Genomic DNA, 18,388 nt, shown 5'->3' on the forward strand with positions numbered 1-18,388 from the left:
TAGGGTTTGTTGACATTTACTGTTCATAATTAACCCTATAAAGGTAGCCATAAAAATATACAGGCTAAAGCAACAGAACTTTGATAATTTCTTTTGAGCTTGTCATATCGAGTAGCTATTCCTCTAAATTGCTTTAATCTACAAAACATATTTTCAACTAAATGCCTGATTTTATATAAATACCAGTCCATATGGTCATTGTTCGATTGGCTATTTGTTTTCTTTGGTATATTCGCTTTAGTCCCTGTTTTCCTGATCTGTTCACGCAGTGGTTCTGAATCATAGCCTTTATCTGCACATACCACTTTTGTCTCTTTTAAATCTAATGTTGATATTAAATCAGGTGCAACTTTAACATCATGTGTGGTTCCATCGGTAATCATGAAATCAATAGGATTGCCATGTGCATCAACAATCAAATGTATTTTTGAGGAGTTTCCTCCTACACTTTTAGAAATAGATTGATTCGCTATGCCGGCAGAATGTTGATGAGCACGTACATGAGAGCCATCAATAAAAATCCACTCCATATCGGGGCATGAGGCTAGTAATTTGAATAATCTAAGAAACTTACCGCTGCTTGACCAACGATTAAAACGTTTGAAAATAGAGTTTGAATGACCAAAACAGCAAGGAATATCTCGCCACGGACAGCCTGTTCTAATTCTATAGAGAATAGCTTCAATAAAATTGCGTAAATTTGAGTTGTGGTGAATGGATAAATTACGCAGAATAACTTTCAACTTTTGCCAGTGTTGATCTGTCAGCATGGTACGAGGCATAGCGAATAGTAAAATTGGGTTTGGCGATTTGATTTTACTACTTCGCTATTTTTTTAAGCTAAAAGTGTCAACACACCCTAGTTAAATTTTACCATCATTTTTTATAGTTTATCATTTATTAAAATTTCCCTTCCACTAGGAGAGCAAAATTTAAGCTTTTGTTTGTTCTATATATTTTAAATGAATAAGAAAATAATATTCTATGAATAAGAATTCTAAGGAAGTGAAAGGTGGTTTAATCACTTTTCCCAAAATTGAGGTAAGAAATGTCATCTAGCTTTAGCAAAAAAGATAAATATGCTTTAAGTATTTCTAAAGACTAAATGAAAAATGAATCCTAAAATTCCCCCTACCATTGCAAAGCCCAGTTGTACATAAGCTTTACCATACCAAGCAAGTCTATTTAATTGATAATTTTCTTCATTCACATTAATCATCCACATATTTTTAATATCCCAACTATGGAATCCTTTTGGTCGTTCTGCAAAAAAATCAAGAATAGGTGTAAATCCTAAAATGAATAAAATGCCCAACAATGGATAGACGATACAACCAGGAAAAATAGGTTTCTTCTTTTGTTCCATGGAATCAAATATTAGGGCAATAATAACTAGTAAAGTTTCAGCTAAAGCTACTTTTTTAAAAGTTTCGAAGTCATAGCCAAGATAGAACATTAAAAACAATAAAAAAATATCAGTAAAAAAAACAGAAAATGTTAAAAATTTCCAGCTCATTTCAAACCCTTACTTGATTTTTTAGAATGCTATATAGTTGTAATAAAATCTATTGAAAATATCCTTTCAATTGACAAATACTATCAAAAAATATTTAAAAAAACATAAAGCCATTAACTTAAAAGCTAGATTTTTGATCAAACTCATACAAGCAAATTTCAGACTTGATTAAATTTATAAAATTAAAAAACTGTTTAGATTAACTCCCAGATTTATTTAGAATTTTTTTATTAACTAGCTTTTTAAATAATAGCAGGCTTATTTAAAATCTCTAAACCATAAAAAAACTCTCATATATTTTATAATCAAAGCAATAATTATAAAAGTTCATTATTTATAAAACCAACTTTATCTTAAAATTATTACGCCACAACTTTTAGAAAATTAAATATCCTCTATTCAATTTAATCTTAAATATAATCATTTACTATTGATATATGCTCTTACAGCTAACAATTCCCTACTTGTAGTTTAAGCTGCTTCTTGGCAAGGTATGTGCCAGTAAAACATTAGGAATTTGTTCACATATGGCGAGTCCAGCACAAATCATTCGACATAAATTTCTCAATACATTCTTTTCACGCCATTCACTCTGGTTCTTGTGTATTTTTACGGCACTTAGTATCACGTGGTTTAGAACCGTATATACCCCTCATAGTATCTATTATTTTATTTCAGATACTCTACTCAATGGTTTATGGGTCGTTACTGGTGCATTAAGCTTATTGGGTTTATATGACGTCTTACAAAATAGACACTCTATCTTAAGAAATTACCCAATTATGGGTCATTTTCGTTTTTTATTTGAAGATATACGTCCTGAAATTCGTCAATACTTTATTGAAGCCGATCAAGATGCTCTACCTTTCTCGCGTATGCAAAGAAGCTTAGTTTATCAACGTGCAAAAAATGAAAATGCCGATAAACCTTTCGGGTCAATCATAGATGTCTATCAACAAGATTATCGCTTTATTGTTCACTCAATTAGTCCATGCCCACCAGCAGATCCTAAGAGTTTTCGTATTCAAATTGGTAATGCACAATGCCTTCAACCCTATAGTGCATCTATTATGAATATCTCTGCCATGAGCTTTGGTAGTTTAAGTGCAAATGCAATACGTGCATTAAATAAAGGTGCACAGTTGGGTGGGTTTTATCATGACACTGGTGAAGGAAGTCTCAGCCCTTATCATTTAGAAAATGGTGGTGATATTGTCTGGCAAATTGCCAGTGGCTATTTTGGTTGTCGAACTTTAGATGGAAAATTTGACGAACAAAAGTTTGCTAAACAGTCTCAATTGCCACAAATCAAAATGATTGAGTTAAAGCTTTCACAAGGTGCTAAACCCGGGCATGGCGGTATTTTACCTAAGCATAAAATTACTGCTGAAATTGCCGAAATTCGTGGTGTTTCACGTGATCATGACTGTATTTCACCAGCAAAACATTCTAGCTTCTCTACACCAATTGAAATGATGCACTTTTTGCAAAAGTTACGCACTTTATCTGGCGGCAAACCTGTTGGTTTTAAACTATGTATTGGGCAACCTTGGCAGTTTATGAGTATTGTAAAAGCAATGCTTGAAACAAAAATTGTGCCTGATTTTATTGTGGTAGACGGTTCTGAAGGTGGTACTGGTGCAGCACCAATTGAGTTTAGTGACTATATCGGTACTCCTTTACGTGAAGGCTTACGTTTTGTACACAACACGCTTATAGGTGCTGGACTAAGAGACCAAGTTAAAATTGGTGCAAGCGGTAAAATTATTAGCGCATTTGATATTGCTAGTACTTTTGCATTAGGTGCAGATTGGGTTAACTCAGCACGCGGTTTTATGTTTGCAGTTGGATGTATTCAAGCGCAAAGTTGTCATACCAACCAATGTCCTGTAGGTGTAGCAACCCAAGATAAAGACCGTCAAAAAGCACTCCATGTACCTACCAAAGCAGAGCGCGTATTTAATTTCCATAAAAATACATTACATGCTTTATCAGAAATGATTGCTGCTGCCGGTTTACGTCATCCTTCAGATATTAAAGCCCATCATTTGGCTCAACGAGTCAATGACCGTGAAATCAAGAACTATGCTCAATTACATTTCTTCTTGAAAGAAGGAGAACTTTTACAATCTGAACTAAAAAATGATGATGATAATTTTTATTATCGTATGTGGAATATGGCTGATGCCAATCATTTTTAATTCATACTAACTTAATAATTTGAGCATCATATTTAAAATGTGATGCTCTCTCATATTTTAAATTTATATATGATTTTTGCTTTAAATAGCCTCTTCTTTTAGTTTGTATTTAATATATTTTTCACCTACTATAAAAGTATAAATAATATACACGCTTTAATTTTATTAAATAAATATCCTCAAACTGTAATAACAAGAAGGTATTCACTCATGTTTAAAAAAACATTCATTCCCACTTTTATTGCTCTTGCTGTAGGGTTAAGTAGCTATACATCGGCTTGTACACGTGCGGTATATTTAGGCAACAATCAACATATTATTACAGCTCGTTCAATGGACTGGAAAGTTGATACTGGCACAAATTTATGGATTTTACCGAGTGGTGTTGCTCGTGATGGAAGTGCAGGACCAAATTCAATTAAATGGACTTCTAAATATGGCAGCGTTATTGCAACAGGTTATGAAGTCTCTACGACCGACGGAATGAATGAAGCTGGTTTAGTCGCTAATGTTTTATGGTTAGTCGAATCTCAGTATCCAGATGTAAAAAATTCTAATAAACCATTATTAAGTATCGCAGCTTGGGCACAGTATGTACTCGATAATTTCGCCACCGTTGATGAAGCCGTTAAAGCTCTTGAGAATGAACCCTATACAATCGTAACAGACAGTGTTCCTGGCGAATCAAGACTCACAACACTTCATTTGTCTATTTCCGATAAAACAGGTGATAGTGCAATCATTGAATATATTGGCGGGAAACAAGTGATTCATCACAGCCGAAGTTATCAAATCATGACTAACTCCCCTACATTTGATAAACAGCTTGCACTTGCTGAATATTGGAAACAAATCGGCGGTACCGTTATGCTTCCGGGTACTAACCGTGCTTCTGACCGTTTTGCACGAGCATCATTTTATATTAATGCAATTCCAAAAAATGATGATATGAAACAAGCGCAGGCTTCTGTATTTAGCGTTATTCGAAATGCCTCTGTTCCATATGGATTAAATACACAAGAAGAGCCTAATATTTCATCGACCCGTTGGAGAACTGTTGCAGACCATAAACAGATGCTTTATTTTTTTGAATCCGCTTTATCACCCAATGTATTTTGGGTGGACTTGAAGAAAATAAATTTTAAAGATGGTAAAACCCGTAGACTGGATCTCGGTCCCGAGCAGAGCCATATCTATGCTGGAGATGCGACTTCTGATTTTAAAATTGCAAAACCATTTGCTTTTTTAAGCCCAAAAACTCTTTAATAAAGGGTAAAATTTATCACCTATAAGATAAATAATATCTGCTTTCTTGGAATTACATTATGAAAAAAGCCCTATTTTTATTAGGTACTTGTTTACTTACAACAGCTTGTAGCACGACCTCATATAAATCTACTACCACGACAGCAACATCTGAGCTAAAAACAGCGGGTCAGCTCAATTGCCTACCCACAGAACTTTGTCCAAGCTTACTTGTTAAATGGAATGAGAAACAGAAAAACCAAGTCCGTGTAGATGTACATTTAAGCAGTAGTTATAACTTCTATGATATTAATTCATTAGTATTTGATATTGATGGAAAACAATTTAGCTATAACCCAGCTCAAGCCACTGAGAAAACTACTGTTAGCAGATTTGTTCCTAAACACTCGACCACGTACTTTATTATTCCAAGTCAGTTCTTACAGGAATTTAAAAATGCAAAAAACATTAACGTGTTAGTTAAGACTGATAAAGGTATTATTGAGCGGAATATGTATTCACCGCAGAAACAATCTTCAGTGTATAAAAATTTCGTAGAACTTTATCAAAGCTTAAAATAATCATCTGATTTGATTAACTGATGCACTCAATCTATTTACTAGAATGAGTGCATTATTTTTTTAATAATAAAAATGCTTTGGCTTAGCATGTAAAAAGGCTGGAATTAAACCAGTTAAAGCTGCACGTATATCTGCACGTTCATTAATTAATTGATGAGACCCCTCTTCAAGCATTAACAAGGTTTGAAGTCTAAACTTCCGTCGAATGAACTCAATGTTATAGCGCCAGTCTACCGTTTGATCTAATGCCCCTTGTGCTAACCAAACAGGAATACGACAAGCTGGACGCTCTTCCATTTCTTGCATCCATTTTGACATTGCTAAAATCCAATCCATCCCCATCATGCGTGGTTGTAATGGATCTTTTAAACGAACAAAACGTAAAAATTCAGGATTATGATTGTTGCGCCTAAAGTGTCTTGGTACTTGGCGTTTAATACGACGAATAATGCCGAGTCCCACTGGGTTATGCCACCATGCTGTTTTAGCTGGTCGAATTAAAGGTGAAAGTAACAGAACTCTATCAACAATTGGATCTTGTCTTTTTTCAGCATACTCGAGCAAGTGATGCATCCAAATTGCTCCACCCGTGCTTTGGCCGATACCCACCCACGGTTTTGGTAACTGATCTGCATGTTTGACATACTGATAAACAGCCATTAGAACTTGCTGGTAATGATCAAAATTTTGAATACTTGCAGGTGAACCATTACTTAAACCATGACCAGGTAAATCATAAGTAATTACACTGAAGCCTTGTTCAAGAATTTCACGGATAATAGGTTGATAAATCCCGCTATGTTCAAGATAGCCATGCAACAAACATACAGTCCCCTGTACTTTGTCTAATTTAGGCTTAAAAACTTGGACATGCAGACGAAATAAAGGCATTTGAACATAGCCTTGCCAATGGTCACAGTCGAGTAAATGCAAACCGTATAATTTGCGGTATGCTAAAAGTTCACGAGAAGGCTCTTCTAATGTATTTAAATTGAGTGGACTTAAAACTTGTGGAGTGAGATCACGGTTAGGTACCGGTAAATCTAATTGTTTTAATACGGCAGGATTGAGAAATGGAATCTCAGACATTAAGGCACCTCTCGACAATCACTTGAACCAAATAACATGTCACGAATTGTCGCAAGTAATTCATAATTTGCACGACGACTATGATCGTAGTTTTGTATACTCGGTTGCCAACGTGTAAGCGGTGTTGGCATAGGGGCAATAACTGGAATCGTTTCGATACCATTCAGAGCAAATAAACGGCGCGTACGCGGCATATGATATTCATCTGTAACTAACATTACTGTAGGCGCACCGCCTTTCTTTTGAAGCAGTAATGAACTAAAACGAGTATTTTCACAAGTATTCATACTTCTTTGTTCTAATAATTTTGCATCGACACCACGTTTTTTTAACCATGCTTGCATATATGGTGCTTCAACACCACTTAATACAATTGGTAGATGGTTTTGCTTTTCAACTTCTAACGTTTTCTCTAGTCTTAAGCGGGTATAGCTATTAACTACAATATCTTTGCCATTTTTATCTAAAGTTAAACCGCCACCTAGTACTACAATAGCATACGGTTCTGTTAACTTTTTAGGTTGAGTTGGCAGAGGATTTTTACGGACATATTCAACTTTTTGCTCAGGCTCACTTACCGCTTTTTGATGTTCAGGTACTACAGGTTTTCTTGCTAAAAACTCGGTATATTGTTCAGTAAGAGCCTTGTTTTCAGAACTGTTAATAAAAAGCGCTTCATCAATAGGGCTACTTGTTTCATCAGCTGCATCAATTTCTGAGTTTTTCGCGACTAATGGAACACTTACAGCTGAAGTTTCTTCCTCTTCTTCCATCTCTTGTTCTTTTTCTTCTAAAAGAATAATTTGCTGCAAAGCTTTATAGTTTTCTTGTATGTAGCCCAAGTCTGCTGTCTTTTTTTCACGTATAGCATCTTCGGTAAGCTTTAAATAAGCCTGACGAGCAATCCATAAGTTTGAACCAGGCTCTAAGTTATCATGTTCACTTAATGCAGCTTTTCGCTGGCTTTCCGCTGCCACTTCATTCACATCTACTGGAACAAAATAGTTAAGTCCAGCTACAATAAGTTTTGAATAAAATGGCGAATATAGAAAAACCACGAAACAGCCCAATAGTACAAATAGTACAGTAACTACTTGTACAAAACGTACCATCAAGTGTACTTTTGGCATAGAACTATTCCGTATGATTTTCAATTAAACCTAAACTGTTATAAAGCACAGGTTCTGGTTCTAACATAACATGGAAACGCTGATCAACATCGTGTTGTACAGCTTGATAGGTTTTCTTTACATCAGCAAGAGATGCATTGGCATAATTCACCAAAACCAAGGCTTGTTTATGAAACATCCCCACCACACCAAGTTGTTTACCTTTCCAACCTGCTTGATCAATTAACCAACCCGCTGCAATTTTAACGTTACCGTTGGCTTGAGGATAATGTGGAATTGTTGAAAATTGTGTGATTAAGCGGTCAAATTCTTGAGCACTTACAATCGGGTTTTTAAAGAAGCTTCCTACATTTGGATATTCTTTTGGATCAGGTAATTTACTTTGACGAATACGGATGACCTGATTTTGTAAATTTTCAGCAGTGAGATTGTCTCCAACTGCTTCCTTTAAATCACCATAATTCAACTTTAAATGAGGTTGCTTGAGTAATTTAAAGGTGACATGCGTGATGATGTAACGCGTCGGATCATCTTTAAAAATGCTATGTCTATAAGAAAAATGACAGTCGGCCGCTAAAATTGATTGTGTCTCTCCAAGTTTACGGTCATAGACCTGTACTGACTCAATAAACTCACCAACTTCAACGCCATAGGCACCAATGTTTTGTACTGGTGAAGCACCCACTAAGCCAGGAATAAGGGCTAAATTTTGTAAACCAAACCAGTTCTGCTGTGTACTATATAAAACAAAATCGTGCCAAACCTGTCCTGCACCTACTTTGATACGAACAAAATTCTGATCTTCAGATAAAACCTCTATACCTTGAATATCAAGGTGAATGACTAACGCATTAATTTGCTGTGGCAGCAACATATTACTACCGCCAGATAAAACAAGTACATTTAGCTCATGCTGTTTAGCAAAATCCAAAGCTTCTTTAATATCTTCAACAGACGTAATCTTAGTATAATGAGAAGCTGTTACATCTAAACTTAAAGTATTGAATGGCTTAAGCTGTACTTGATTTTGAATTTGCATTGTATTGATAAACCTATTCTTAAACTTTCAATTGTTTTTTCAAAACATTAATCCATGCGAGAGTACTCGATTCACATTGGTCAAGTACACGCTCGAAGCCGTCATCACCACCATAGTAAGGATCAGGCAAAGCTTGCTTTGGATATTGGGGATCATGTTCACTCATTAATGCGACTTTTGCTCGAATTCGATGGCTACCAAACTGAAAGATAGCGTTTTGCAATAAATCATGAATATCTTCAAAGTTTTGATGGTCCATTGCCAAAATCAAATCAAAATCTAAAAAATCTTGAGTTGAAAGTTGTCTAGCACGTAAAGATGACAAGTCATAGCCTCTTTTCTTAGCATGCTTTTGGCTACGCTGATCAGGGGCTTTATTTGGGTGATAATTACTCGTTCCAGCCGAATCAACGATTACATTGAGTTGATGCTTATCACAATAATGTCTGAAAACCATTTCAGCGGTGGGAGAACGGCAAATATTTCCTAAACAGACACATAAAACCTTATATTGTGTTTCCATTAGAAATTAGTTCCAAACATTTGAATTACATAGAAATAAACAGGTTACTTGCAAAGTTACTGCAAAATGCTAACAAACTATAAATCTGGCCAAGTCTGTATTGATCCTGATGACCTGTTGCATTTTGTCAAAACTCACTTGTGTTGAAAAGGAAAATAATGTTTATCAATAGATTAAAAGTTGATAAATCAGTCGATAAACTAGCTAATTTTGTCTTTTTATTTTAAATAGTGGTATCAAAAATATTTTGAGCAAAGCCCGCTCAATTATAAAAGCCCTACTTAAAGGGCTTTAAACAAATCATTTTGCTGAAGTCATTAACTCAATCATTTGTTTTGTTGGACTTAAGCTACCTAATTGCCACTGTTCAGGTGGATATTCATCAATTCTTATCCAAACATGTTCTCGAAAAGCAGGATTACCCTTACCCTCTATTTCTACAAATAAGTCTGTTATCCGTTTAAAAAGTTCGGCCTTACTGTCTTTATCGAGTAAACCTTCTATAGTTTGTATATTTATAAATGGCATAATGCTACCTGAATTAATGCTAGGTCTAAATTATAGACCCATCCTAATTGGAGCTTCCTCTAATGTCAAATCAAATTATTCCAGACCATAAATTTCCCGTAGATGTATGTGGAATCTTTAAAATTACTGAAATAATGAATGACAGATGGACAATCCTCTTGTTAAGAGAAGCTTTCTATGGAGTAACAAAATTCAATGCTTTTTTAGTAAATACAGGAATATCAAAACAAATTTTATCTAATCGTCTCAAACATCTTATTGAATTAGAAATATTTGAGTTATCAATTTATAAAGAAATAGGTGTAAGGGAACGTAAAGAATATTTACTTACCAAAAAAGGTAAAAGCCTAAATATTGTTTTGCTTGCTATGCTTGAATCTGGCGGTAATTTTATTGAAGCAGATCGGGATGTCGTTAAAGTTTTTAAGAAAAATTCAGATGATGAACTCAAATTAAAACTTGTTGATTCATCTGACCAAGTTATAGATTTTAATCATTTGGAACTGAAACTAACTCATCGTAGCCATAAGAAATAAATTTTTGTATGCCCCCCTCTTTTATGTTTAAGCCTAAATGAAAGATATTTATAGATAATATAAAAAAAGCCTACTCTTTCAAGTAGGCTTCCCCTTATGACTTTGCGCTGATCATTAAGGTTTATTGTTGTTTAAGGCAACATCTCAATTTTACAGAAATACTTAACAATTAAAACCCTACCAATAGCTAATAATCATTATTTAGTGGAAAAACTCTTCAGTAGTTTTTACCTTAGCAAAAGCATTGTTTAAAACTTGGTTATGATGATCAATTATGTGCTGCGCATCTAAAACCGTAGAATCAGATGTTGTATGGGCATCAGAGATTAAAGTTACTTTGTATCCAAACTCTGAAGCAGCTCTAATAGTCGTATCTATACAATATTCCGTTTTCATCCCAGTCACTATAATTTCATCAATATCAAGTTTCTCTAATAGTTCTTTTAAGACAGTATGCTTGAAACTGCTCGGATATGTTTTCTCAATGACAATATCTTTATCTGGATTGCAAGATAACTCTGTTATCAACTGAGTATTTAGGCTATCGGGATCTAAAGGCGTATCTTTTTCGCCAATATGACGGACAAAAATAATTGGCTTGTTATTGGAACGGTGATAATTAATCAAATTAAGAATATTTGAAAGTACAAATTGATGGTTATATGGCGTCGTCTTTGCTTTGAATAGTCCATTTTGCGTATCAATGATGAGTAAAACTGATTTTGAGTTATAACTTTGGTCCATAATCTTTCTCTTAAAAAAGCCAATAATGAGCAGAGAAAAATAAACCCAGCCATTATTGGCTGGGTTGGGGTATCTTATTAAGTCGCTCTAATAAAAAATCACACGCAGCCTTTTTTAAAGGTCGTGGTGGTGGTATTGATTTTTTTTGGTAAACAGTTCATGAATTAAACTTGCTCATCATTAAAGCGTATTTAAACATAGCATAATTTTTTCTTAAAACACAAAATTTTGTCTTTTAAGTTATTGATCGTTTTAGTCAAACCTTATTTAATACAGGAAAATTATTTATTTTTGAATAATTTATCAGTCATATTTTTATCAATTTTGCTACGATGCCCATTTTGAAAGTATCGATCGACATGACATAGCTTTGTTTTGGTATCACAAAACACACCATTTGAGAATGTAAATGCTGAAGTATCAAAATCGCCTTGAGAGAAAGCCTTATTCGCTTTATAAGGACCTAAATATTTAGCTGTAAGTTTTTTAGAGACGCCTTTTTTGTCCGCACAAATGTATTTATCACAAATGACACCCTTTTGAGGTGAATATACACCAGAGTTAGTTTTCGCCATCGCTGCAGAGCTAAGCATGAAGCAAGTACTTCCAATAACACCAAGTAAAATTTTAGAAATTTTCATTTTTAGAACCGAATAAAATTATAAATTGTTAAGACATTATATAAAACTACTAGCCTGCTCGAAAATCTACACAAGGCCACAAATAACAAAAAGCCCACGGTTCAATGGCCTTTTAAATAACTTGTACATCTGCTATATACCCCACTTCTAGCAAATACAAACAGTGCTCACCTCATACAACCCTCAACATAATTGCCTCAGAACTACTTTATTTTAAAGCGTCTTATGCTAAGTTACTTAAAGATTAAATAGAACCGTTCAACAATAATTTTCAACAATAAGGAAATAATGTATATGAGCCATTTTCAATTTCAAACTGTTCCAAATATCATCTCTGGCTTAGGCTCTATACAAGAATTACAGAATGTTTTGTCTTCAAAATCTTACCGTAAGTTATTGCTAGTCACAGATGCTGGTATGGTTAAAAACCAATTACACCGTCCCATCCTGCAAATTTTAGATACCCTCAATATTGAATATGTCATTTATGCAGATGTGCAGGCTGATCCGCCAGAACAAGTCGTTTTAAATGCGGCCAATTATGCAAAACAGCAAAATGTAGATGTCATTATTGGTTTTGGAGGTGGCAGCTCTTTGGATGTGGCAAAAGTAATCGCTTTGCTCGCACATCCTGATCAAACTCAAAGTTTGCAAGAGATGTATGGCGTAAACCAAGTAACCACCACTCGCCTACCACTTATTTTGATTCCTACTACTGCGGGCACAGGTTCAGAAGTAACGCCTATCTCAATTGTAACTACTGGCGAGGCAACAAAAATGGGGATTGTTTCCCCAGTACTATATGCTGATACAGCAATTCTTGACGCAACTTTTACTCAAAACCTTCCAGCACATATTACCGCTGCAACTGGTATCGATGCTATGGTCCATGCCATTGAGGCATATACTTCTAAACACAAAAAAAATGTTTATACCGATATTTTAGCCAAACATGCACTGAAATTATTGAACCATAATTTACCGAAAGTTCTTAAAGATGGTAATGATTTAGAATCACGCCAGAACATGCTGTTCGGCTCAATGCTTGCAGGTCAGGCATTTGCTAACTCACCTGTTGCAGCTGTGCATGCTCTAGCTTACCCACTGGGTGGACATTTTCATTTATCGCATGGACATACCAATGCTTTAGTGCTGGTTGAAGTTTTAAAATTTAATGCGCCGAATACAAAAAAATACTATGCAGAACTTATGCAATGGCTAGATCCATATAGTAATGGCAGCACCGATGGGTTATGTGATCTATTTATTGACCATATGCAAAATCACTTAGACCGTAGCGGTTTGACTTTAAAACTTAGTGATTTGGGTATTGAAGAGTCTAGCTTACCAAGACTTGCTCAAGATGCCATGTTGCAAACCCGCTTACTACAAAACAACCCACGTGATATGACAGAAGCCGCTGCTTTAGCAATTTATCAGGCGATTTATTAATGACTAAACCCGTTTTAAAAACCCGTGATCAATTTAAGTTCTTTTTAGATATTCAAACTCGTTGGGCCGATAATGATATTTACGGTCATGTAAATAATGTGACTTACTATAGCTACTTCGATACGGCTGCCAATGCTTTACTCATTCAAAAAACAGGTTTTGATATTCATGAAGCAAAATCAATTGGTTTAGTCGTCGACTCAGCTTGTAGCTTTTTTCAAGAGTTATCATTTCCAGAAGTTATTCAAGTAGGTGTTGCGATTGGTAAAATTGGTACAACATCTTTACGCTATGAATTGGCAATCTTTAAACAAGGTCAAGACCAAGCGTCAGCTCAAGGACATTTTGTGCATGTGTTTGTTGATCGCGAAACACGCAAGACTGTGCCAATTTCCGAGTCAGTTCGTGAAGTTTTAGATAATTTTTTATTATAAAAAGATGAGGCAAAAAGAAAATAATTTGCTCTTTTTGCCTCGTCTTAACTTACATCATTGCAGGATCACTAAAAGAGTCTTCTCCCGTTTCGACTCGGCCAGCAAAACGTCGGTAATAATATGGATCACTTTGATTAGTTACTTCAAAATCATACCAATGCCCAACATCAGCCAACGACCAATGTTGCTTAACAACATGTCCCGCTTTTACGGTCAGTTGTAATGGCGCATCTTGTCGATATGCACAAGGTTTTACCGTTAATATTGTATCCTTGGTTCCTTCATTCATAAGTTCGACATACACATCACCATTCGCGATGTCATAGCACACTCGAATTTCAGGTTTAACGCCACTATCGATAATACGTTGAGTATCCCCTTTAAAATGACGATGGTAGCCATTTGGACCAAGTACCCATAGGTCATAACGGCCTAAGTTATCTTTTAAAGCATCCCATTCATCATCTAGTGTTTTATTCGGCTCGACGATATATCGCTTTGGAATACGGTCTAAGTTAAGTTTGTCATAAACATGAAAAACCGCTGCTTGCGTACCTGTATTGGAAAAAATTAATTGCACTTTGCCATCAGTGCTACAACGTGCACTGGTATGCAACTCATAAGGTAGCGCACGCGACAGACGTATGCCACTTTGCTGAATTGGTAATTTAATGTCAGTTGGTACGGGAACAGCTGGCAAAGCTTCTTGATTTTCCCTTAGTGCATCTGCCTGCACACGGGTTTGCTTACCATTAAGCTGCGGTAAAACATCTGCATTTGGTGTTTTAAAGTTAAATGCACTGGTCAAATCACCACACACTGCACGGCGGTATGGACTGATATTCGGTTCTTTTACACCAAAACGTTTTTCTAAGAACATGAGCACGGACGTATGGTCAAACACTTGCGAGTTTACCCAACCCCCACGGCTCCATGGAGAAATCACATATAAAGGAACACGCGGGCCCGGACCATAAACACGTCCATCAGGTGTAGGCTGAGAATGGCTTCCTTCAGGCGCAGCATGATCAAAATATTCATCCTGCATATCAGCACTACTTAATGTTGATTTACCAGCATATTGTCCATTTGCAAGTCGTGATGGAGCAGATGGTGATGGCATATGGTCAAAGTAACCATCATTTTCATCGAAGTTAATAAGTAGTGCTGTTTTACTCCACACCTCTGGTACAGCAGTTAAAGCATCAATAATTTCTTGAATAAACCATGCCCCTTGAACTGGGCTTGAAGGGTCCGGATGTTCACAGTAAATTGATGGCGCATTAATCCAAGAAACTTGAGGTAGCTTCCCTTCACGAATGTCTCTTTTAAAAGCGTCAAGATACTCTTCTGGTTTATTGCCCGGTAGCGTATTGGCAATGCCTTTATATAGTGGATTTTTGGCATTATCAGTAGCCGCATCATAGGCTTTATACGGTAGTTTTTGACCCGTATCGGCATACGGTTTATTCGGCTCTCCACCGCTTGAAACGGGATAACCGGATGCAATGTTGGCCTTTCTAAAAGAACGGAACGCACCCAACATATTATCGCCCCATTCATCCGGCATATTCTGATAACAAATCCAGCTAACACCTGCTTCTTCCAAGCGTTCAGCATAGGTTTTCCAAGTGTAACCACGGTCTGCCGTAGCGGGATTACCATCAATCCAGTCCCATTCGTTATTTACAAATGAACGCTTAGTCGGTGTTGCCCCATTGGTACCGGTTAAATGAAAAGATCGGTTCGCATCTGTTCCAGTGTGCATGGAACAATGGTAGGCATCACAAATCGTAAAGGCATTGGCAAGTGCAAACTGATATGGAATTTCTTTTTCTTTAAAATAGCCCATGGATATATCAGTTTTATGGGTTGGCCAGTTCGCCATACGGCCATTGTCCCAAGCCAACTGACTATCATTCCACGTATGCGGCGTACCATCTGCGCGCTGTGCATTATTGGCTGTACCGTCTAAATGAAAAGGCGTTAAAACTTGCCCATTGCGTCTAAGCTGCTCCCAAACCTTACGACCATTTGGCAAAGGAATTGTAAAGCGGTCAGCAAAACCTCGAACGCCTTTTAACGTACCAAAGTAATGATCAAAAGATCGGTTTTCCTGCATCAAAATAATAACGTGCTCAATATCTTGAATGGTGCCCGTTTTATTATTTGCAGGAATTGCTAGAGCCTTTTGAATACTTGATGGGAAAGCCGCCAACGCTGCAGCACCAAAGCCCATATTTAAAGAGTAATTTAAAAATTTACGACGTGTAATCATGATCAAATTCTTTTTATTATTTAAGTTTATGGAGCACAGCGCATTACAGGCTTTTTACCTGTGTCTGGTGTATTCGAATTATCATTTGCAGAGTCGTTACAACCACTCAGTAAGATTGCACCGATGAGTAAGAAATATGAATATTTAAAGGAAGTTATTCCTGTACATTGCCTTTTCATGCCGATATATAGTCCATATTAAAATCTAAAATGGCTAACATAGAAAAGTACAATGACAGTGGCGTGACCTGAATATTTCAATCCAGTGAAAAATATGAAAATTCTATTATTTACATATTTTTCACCAAATCAAAACTCAATTGGAATTAAGGCTTTAATTGAATATTTTGTAACTCACCATCAAAAGTCTCTATAAGGCTTTTAATAACGGGTTGTTGCTGTAATAGCTCTGTCGCTCTATGGAAAGCTTTTTCTTTACGAATGCTTTGCATAACATAAGGTGTAGATGTATGAAGTGCACCATATTCAACTGTAAACTGTGTATCTGCCCATTTTTGCTTTAAAGCATCAATTAGGCCTTGCTGTAATTGGGTTAACATATTTTCATATTCTTGAGGAATATGGAAAATCGTGTTGCCTCCAATTTCACCAGTCATCACACCGTGTTGAGCAAGTTCTTGAACGGCTGGGGAAAGGTGACTATTTCTAAACCAATATTCCCACTTTTCAAGTGTCCACTCGCCTTCTAAAACTTGAGCAGAAAGCTTCAAAATATCCTGAGGCATCAATTGCGCGTTATCAGTTGCACTAGACTCTTTGATAACTGTAGCAGTTTCAACAACCACTTCGGCTTGCACCAATGTTTGCTGCTCAATAACAGGTTCAGAAACCAAATCATGAGTTATAGGCACATCTTGACCCAGAGAAAATTCAGTATCAGATGTTTCAAACAAACCTTGCGACTCAGCAGTAAATGTTGGCTCAGGTTCAGTTTGCTTGGCTTGGGTTTCAGCCTGAACATGTACTGCCTTTTGTTCTGGTACCGGAATAAAATCTTCCTCTAGAACACTAATCGTTTCTTGAACAGGTACTGACTCAAGCCCAATCAGCTCATGATGATTTGGGTCAAATACCATTAAATCCTGATTAGACTGCGGTTCAGGTTCAGGTTCAGGTTCAGGTTCAGGTTCAGGTTCAGGTTCAGGTTCAGGTTCAGGTTCAGGTTCAGGTTCAGGTTCAGGTTCAGGTTCAACCATAGCGGGTTGGCTAATAACTTCAACAGGCTGAACAGCACTCACAGGAGTAATCTCTTGAGCTATTGGCTGAGCTTGCGAATTTAAACCTATTTCTGCTTGCCCATTTTGTTGAACAGGCTCTGAAACTAAAATTTCATTTGGTGCTAAAGGACGGAAAGCCAATAAGCGTAAAATGCACATTTCGAAACCTTGCTCTTGCGTTACGGCAAGTTGCAAGTCTGAACGGCCTTTACATGCGATTTGGTAGTAAAGCTGCAAATCTTGAGCAGAAATTAACTTAGAAAGTTGAAGAATTTTGGCATTAATTTCTTCACTATACTTTAAGCCAAGCTCTGGTAAATACTGTAATAAAGCTAACTCATGTAATGTTGAAATGAGCTGATCAAGCACTAACGATACATCTAAGGCTTGATATCTAAATTGGAGTAATAACTGACTTACTTTTTCACGTTGGTTTTGATGAACCGCTAAAATCAAATCATAAATGATCGTACGGTCAATCAAGCCAAGCATTTCTTTCACATCTTGGTGATGTATAGAACCCTGGCCATAAGCTATGGCTTGGTCAGTTAATGATAGCGCATCACGCAGTGAACCCTGAGCAGATTCAGCAATTTGCCAAATTGCATCTTGATCAGCAGTAATCTGTTCTTTTTCAAGAATAGCGCCAAGGTGTTTGGTAATTTCATCTACCGCTAAAGGTCGTAAAGTAAATTGTAAACAACGTGAAATAACCGTAATTGGTAGCTTTTGCGGATCAGTCGTTGCAAACAGAAACTTAACGTGTTCTGGTGGTTCTTCTAGTGTTTTTAATAAGGCATTAAAAGAATGCGTAGAAAGCATATGTACTTCGTCAATCAGGTAAACTTTAAAACGACCTTGCGTTGGCGCATAAGGAACATTATCTAAAAGTTCACGCGTATCTTCTACTTTTGTTCTTGAAGCAGCATCAATTTCGATTAAGTCAATAAAACGGCCTTCATTTACCGCCTTGCAGGTTGCACAGACTTCACATGGTGTAGCAGTCACACCTGTTTCACAGTTCAAACACTTGGCTAAAATACGGGCGATTGTAGTTTTACCTACACCACGCGTTCCTGTAAATAAATAAGCATGGTGAAGACGACCGCGTTCCAATGCACTACTTAATGCACGAGAAACATGGTTTTGTCCCACTAACTCATTGAAATTACGTGGACGGTATTTTCTAGCAAGTACTTGATACATGTATGCTC

The 18,388-nt window shown here is 36.4% G+C and carries 17 protein-coding genes and 1 pseudogene; 6 read left to right on the forward strand and 12 right to left on the reverse strand.

Going from position 1 to position 18,388, the window contains the following annotated elements:
- Positions 1-16: 16 nt before the first annotated feature.
- Both MKL35_RS10785 and MKL35_RS10790 read right to left on the reverse strand, forming a co-directional pair.
- A pseudogene (locus tag MKL35_RS10785) lies at positions 17-782 on the reverse strand (IS5-like element ISAba31 family transposase).
- A gap of 302 nt (positions 783-1,084) precedes the next feature.
- Complete coding sequence (locus MKL35_RS10790) at positions 1,085-1,516, reverse strand: hypothetical protein (protein WP_002052103.1); 432 nt, start codon at positions 1,514-1,516, stop codon at positions 1,085-1,087.
- Positions 1,517-2,043: 527 nt separating this feature from the next.
- Between MKL35_RS10790 and MKL35_RS10795 the strand changes: the two genes are divergently transcribed.
- The 3 genes from MKL35_RS10795 (at position 2,044) to MKL35_RS10805 (ending at position 5,543) form a co-directional block, all read left to right on the forward strand.
- Positions 2,044-3,717: an FMN-binding glutamate synthase family protein gene (locus tag MKL35_RS10795; RefSeq protein ID WP_032011764.1), complete on the forward strand. Its 1,674-nt coding sequence runs from the start codon at positions 2,044-2,046 to the stop codon at positions 3,715-3,717.
- Positions 3,718-3,927: 210 nt separating this feature from the next.
- Positions 3,928-4,983 (forward strand): linear amide C-N hydrolase, encoded by a 1,056-nt coding sequence (locus MKL35_RS10800; RefSeq protein ID WP_004886670.1) that lies wholly within the window; start codon positions 3,928-3,930, stop codon positions 4,981-4,983.
- Between the two features lie 56 nt (positions 4,984-5,039).
- Positions 5,040-5,543, forward strand: a complete 504-nt coding sequence (locus MKL35_RS10805; RefSeq protein WP_079377094.1) for a hypothetical protein — start codon at positions 5,040-5,042, stop codon at positions 5,541-5,543.
- A 60-nt stretch (positions 5,544-5,603) separates the two neighbouring features.
- Here MKL35_RS10805 and MKL35_RS10810 read toward each other — a convergent pair whose 3' ends face one another.
- From MKL35_RS10810 to MKL35_RS10830, 5 genes are all read right to left on the reverse strand, one after another.
- Complete coding sequence (locus tag MKL35_RS10810) at positions 5,604-6,632, reverse strand: alpha/beta hydrolase (protein ID WP_002052112.1); 1,029 nt, start codon at positions 6,630-6,632, stop codon at positions 5,604-5,606.
- Positions 6,632-7,762 carry a YdcF family protein gene (locus MKL35_RS10815; RefSeq protein WP_002052109.1) on the reverse strand — a complete coding sequence of 377 codons (1,131 nt, stop codon included), beginning with the start codon at positions 7,760-7,762 and terminating at the stop codon, positions 6,632-6,634. Before MKL35_RS10815 ends, MKL35_RS10810 begins: the two co-directional genes overlap by 1 nt.
- A gap of 4 nt (positions 7,763-7,766) precedes the next feature.
- Complete coding sequence (gene murB, locus MKL35_RS10820) at positions 7,767-8,801, reverse strand: UDP-N-acetylmuramate dehydrogenase (RefSeq protein WP_032011766.1); 1,035 nt, start codon at positions 8,799-8,801, stop codon at positions 7,767-7,769.
- A 19-nt stretch (positions 8,802-8,820) separates the two neighbouring features.
- Entirely contained in the window at positions 8,821-9,324 is a 504-nt protein-coding gene (locus MKL35_RS10825) for a low molecular weight protein-tyrosine-phosphatase (protein WP_032011767.1), read from the reverse strand.
- A gap of 300 nt (positions 9,325-9,624) precedes the next feature.
- Positions 9,625-9,852 carry a tautomerase family protein gene (locus tag MKL35_RS10830; protein WP_004886667.1) on the reverse strand — a complete coding sequence of 76 codons (228 nt, stop codon included), beginning with the start codon at positions 9,850-9,852 and terminating at the stop codon, positions 9,625-9,627.
- Between the two features lie 62 nt (positions 9,853-9,914).
- Between MKL35_RS10830 and MKL35_RS10835 the strand changes: the two genes are divergently transcribed.
- Complete coding sequence (locus MKL35_RS10835; protein WP_032011769.1) at positions 9,915-10,388, forward strand: winged helix-turn-helix transcriptional regulator; 474 nt, start codon at positions 9,915-9,917, stop codon at positions 10,386-10,388.
- 201 nt (positions 10,389-10,589) lie between these two features.
- Here the strand turns inward: MKL35_RS10835 and MKL35_RS10840 are convergent, their stop codons facing one another.
- Together MKL35_RS10840 and MKL35_RS10845 are read right to left on the reverse strand one after the other, a co-directional pair.
- Positions 10,590-11,132: a cysteine hydrolase family protein gene (locus MKL35_RS10840; protein ID WP_270913605.1), complete on the reverse strand. Its 543-nt coding sequence runs from the start codon at positions 11,130-11,132 to the stop codon at positions 10,590-10,592.
- Between the two features lie 281 nt (positions 11,133-11,413).
- Complete coding sequence (locus MKL35_RS10845; protein WP_016804716.1) at positions 11,414-11,773, reverse strand: YcgJ family protein; 360 nt, start codon at positions 11,771-11,773, stop codon at positions 11,414-11,416.
- 294 nt (positions 11,774-12,067) lie between these two features.
- Between MKL35_RS10845 and MKL35_RS10850 the strand changes: the two genes are divergently transcribed.
- Both MKL35_RS10850 and MKL35_RS10855 read left to right on the forward strand, forming a co-directional pair.
- Positions 12,068-13,225 carry an iron-containing alcohol dehydrogenase gene (locus MKL35_RS10850; protein ID WP_032011772.1) on the forward strand — a complete coding sequence of 386 codons (1,158 nt, stop codon included), beginning with the start codon at positions 12,068-12,070 and terminating at the stop codon, positions 13,223-13,225.
- Positions 13,225-13,659, forward strand: coding sequence for an acyl-CoA thioesterase (locus tag MKL35_RS10855; RefSeq protein ID WP_002053618.1), 435 nt, complete (start codon positions 13,225-13,227; stop codon positions 13,657-13,659). The genes MKL35_RS10850 and MKL35_RS10855 overlap by 1 nt, the downstream gene beginning before the upstream one ends.
- A gap of 49 nt (positions 13,660-13,708) precedes the next feature.
- Here the strand turns inward: MKL35_RS10855 and MKL35_RS10860 are convergent, their stop codons facing one another.
- From MKL35_RS10860 to MKL35_RS10870, 3 genes are all read right to left on the reverse strand, one after another.
- The gene (locus tag MKL35_RS10860; RefSeq protein ID WP_032011773.1) at positions 13,709-15,937 is read right to left on the reverse strand and encodes a phosphocholine-specific phospholipase C; all 2,229 of its coding nucleotides are present in this window, start codon (positions 15,935-15,937) and stop codon (positions 13,709-13,711) included.
- A 26-nt stretch (positions 15,938-15,963) separates the two neighbouring features.
- Positions 15,964-16,116, reverse strand: a complete 153-nt coding sequence (locus MKL35_RS10865) for a hypothetical protein (RefSeq protein ID WP_155758180.1) — start codon at positions 16,114-16,116, stop codon at positions 15,964-15,966.
- Between the two features lie 146 nt (positions 16,117-16,262).
- Positions 16,263-18,380: a DNA polymerase III subunit gamma/tau gene (locus tag MKL35_RS10870; protein ID WP_270913609.1), complete on the reverse strand. Its 2,118-nt coding sequence runs from the start codon at positions 18,378-18,380 to the stop codon at positions 16,263-16,265.
- Positions 18,381-18,388: the final 8 nt, after the last annotated feature.

This window comes from Acinetobacter sp. AOR41_HL (assembly GCF_027854645.1).
Classification (GTDB): Bacteria; Pseudomonadota; Gammaproteobacteria; order Pseudomonadales; family Moraxellaceae; genus Acinetobacter; species Acinetobacter nosocomialis.

Bases quoted from the DNA above. Each gene is read 5' to 3' on its own strand.
- MKL35_RS10830 (WP_004886667.1), bottom strand. From the start codon at position 9,852: ATGCCATTTATAAATATACAAACTATAGAAGGTTTACTCGATAAAGAC.
- MKL35_RS10850 (WP_032011772.1), top strand. From the start codon at position 12,068: ATGAGCCATTTTCAATTTCAAACTGTTCCAAATATCATCTCTGGCTTA.
- MKL35_RS10855 (WP_002053618.1), top strand. From the start codon at position 13,225: ATGACTAAACCCGTTTTAAAAACCCGTGATCAATTTAAGTTCTTTTTA.
- MKL35_RS10825 (WP_032011767.1), bottom strand. From the start codon at position 9,324: ATGGAAACACAATATAAGGTTTTATGTGTCTGTTTAGGAAATATTTGC.
- MKL35_RS10870 (WP_270913609.1), bottom strand. From the start codon at position 18,380: ATGTATCAAGTACTTGCTAGAAAATACCGTCCACGTAATTTCAATGAG.
- MKL35_RS10860 (WP_032011773.1), bottom strand. From the start codon at position 15,937: ATGATTACACGTCGTAAATTTTTAAATTACTCTTTAAATATGGGCTTT.
- MKL35_RS10835 (WP_032011769.1), top strand. From the start codon at position 9,915: ATGTCAAATCAAATTATTCCAGACCATAAATTTCCCGTAGATGTATGT.
- murB (WP_032011766.1), bottom strand. From the start codon at position 8,801: ATGCAAATTCAAAATCAAGTACAGCTTAAGCCATTCAATACTTTAAGT.
- MKL35_RS10815 (WP_002052109.1), bottom strand. From the start codon at position 7,762: ATGCCAAAAGTACACTTGATGGTACGTTTTGTACAAGTAGTTACTGTA.
- MKL35_RS10810 (WP_002052112.1), bottom strand. From the start codon at position 6,632: ATGTCTGAGATTCCATTTCTCAATCCTGCCGTATTAAAACAATTAGAT.
- MKL35_RS10845 (WP_016804716.1), bottom strand. From the start codon at position 11,773: ATGAAAATTTCTAAAATTTTACTTGGTGTTATTGGAAGTACTTGCTTC.
- MKL35_RS10795 (WP_032011764.1), top strand. From the start codon at position 2,044: ATGGCGAGTCCAGCACAAATCATTCGACATAAATTTCTCAATACATTC.
- MKL35_RS10840 (WP_270913605.1), bottom strand. From the start codon at position 11,132: ATGGACCAAAGTTATAACTCAAAATCAGTTTTACTCATCATTGATACG.
- MKL35_RS10800 (WP_004886670.1), top strand. From the start codon at position 3,928: ATGTTTAAAAAAACATTCATTCCCACTTTTATTGCTCTTGCTGTAGGG.
- MKL35_RS10865 (WP_155758180.1), bottom strand. From the start codon at position 16,116: ATGAAAAGGCAATGTACAGGAATAACTTCCTTTAAATATTCATATTTC.
- MKL35_RS10790 (WP_002052103.1), bottom strand. From the start codon at position 1,516: ATGAGCTGGAAATTTTTAACATTTTCTGTTTTTTTTACTGATATTTTT.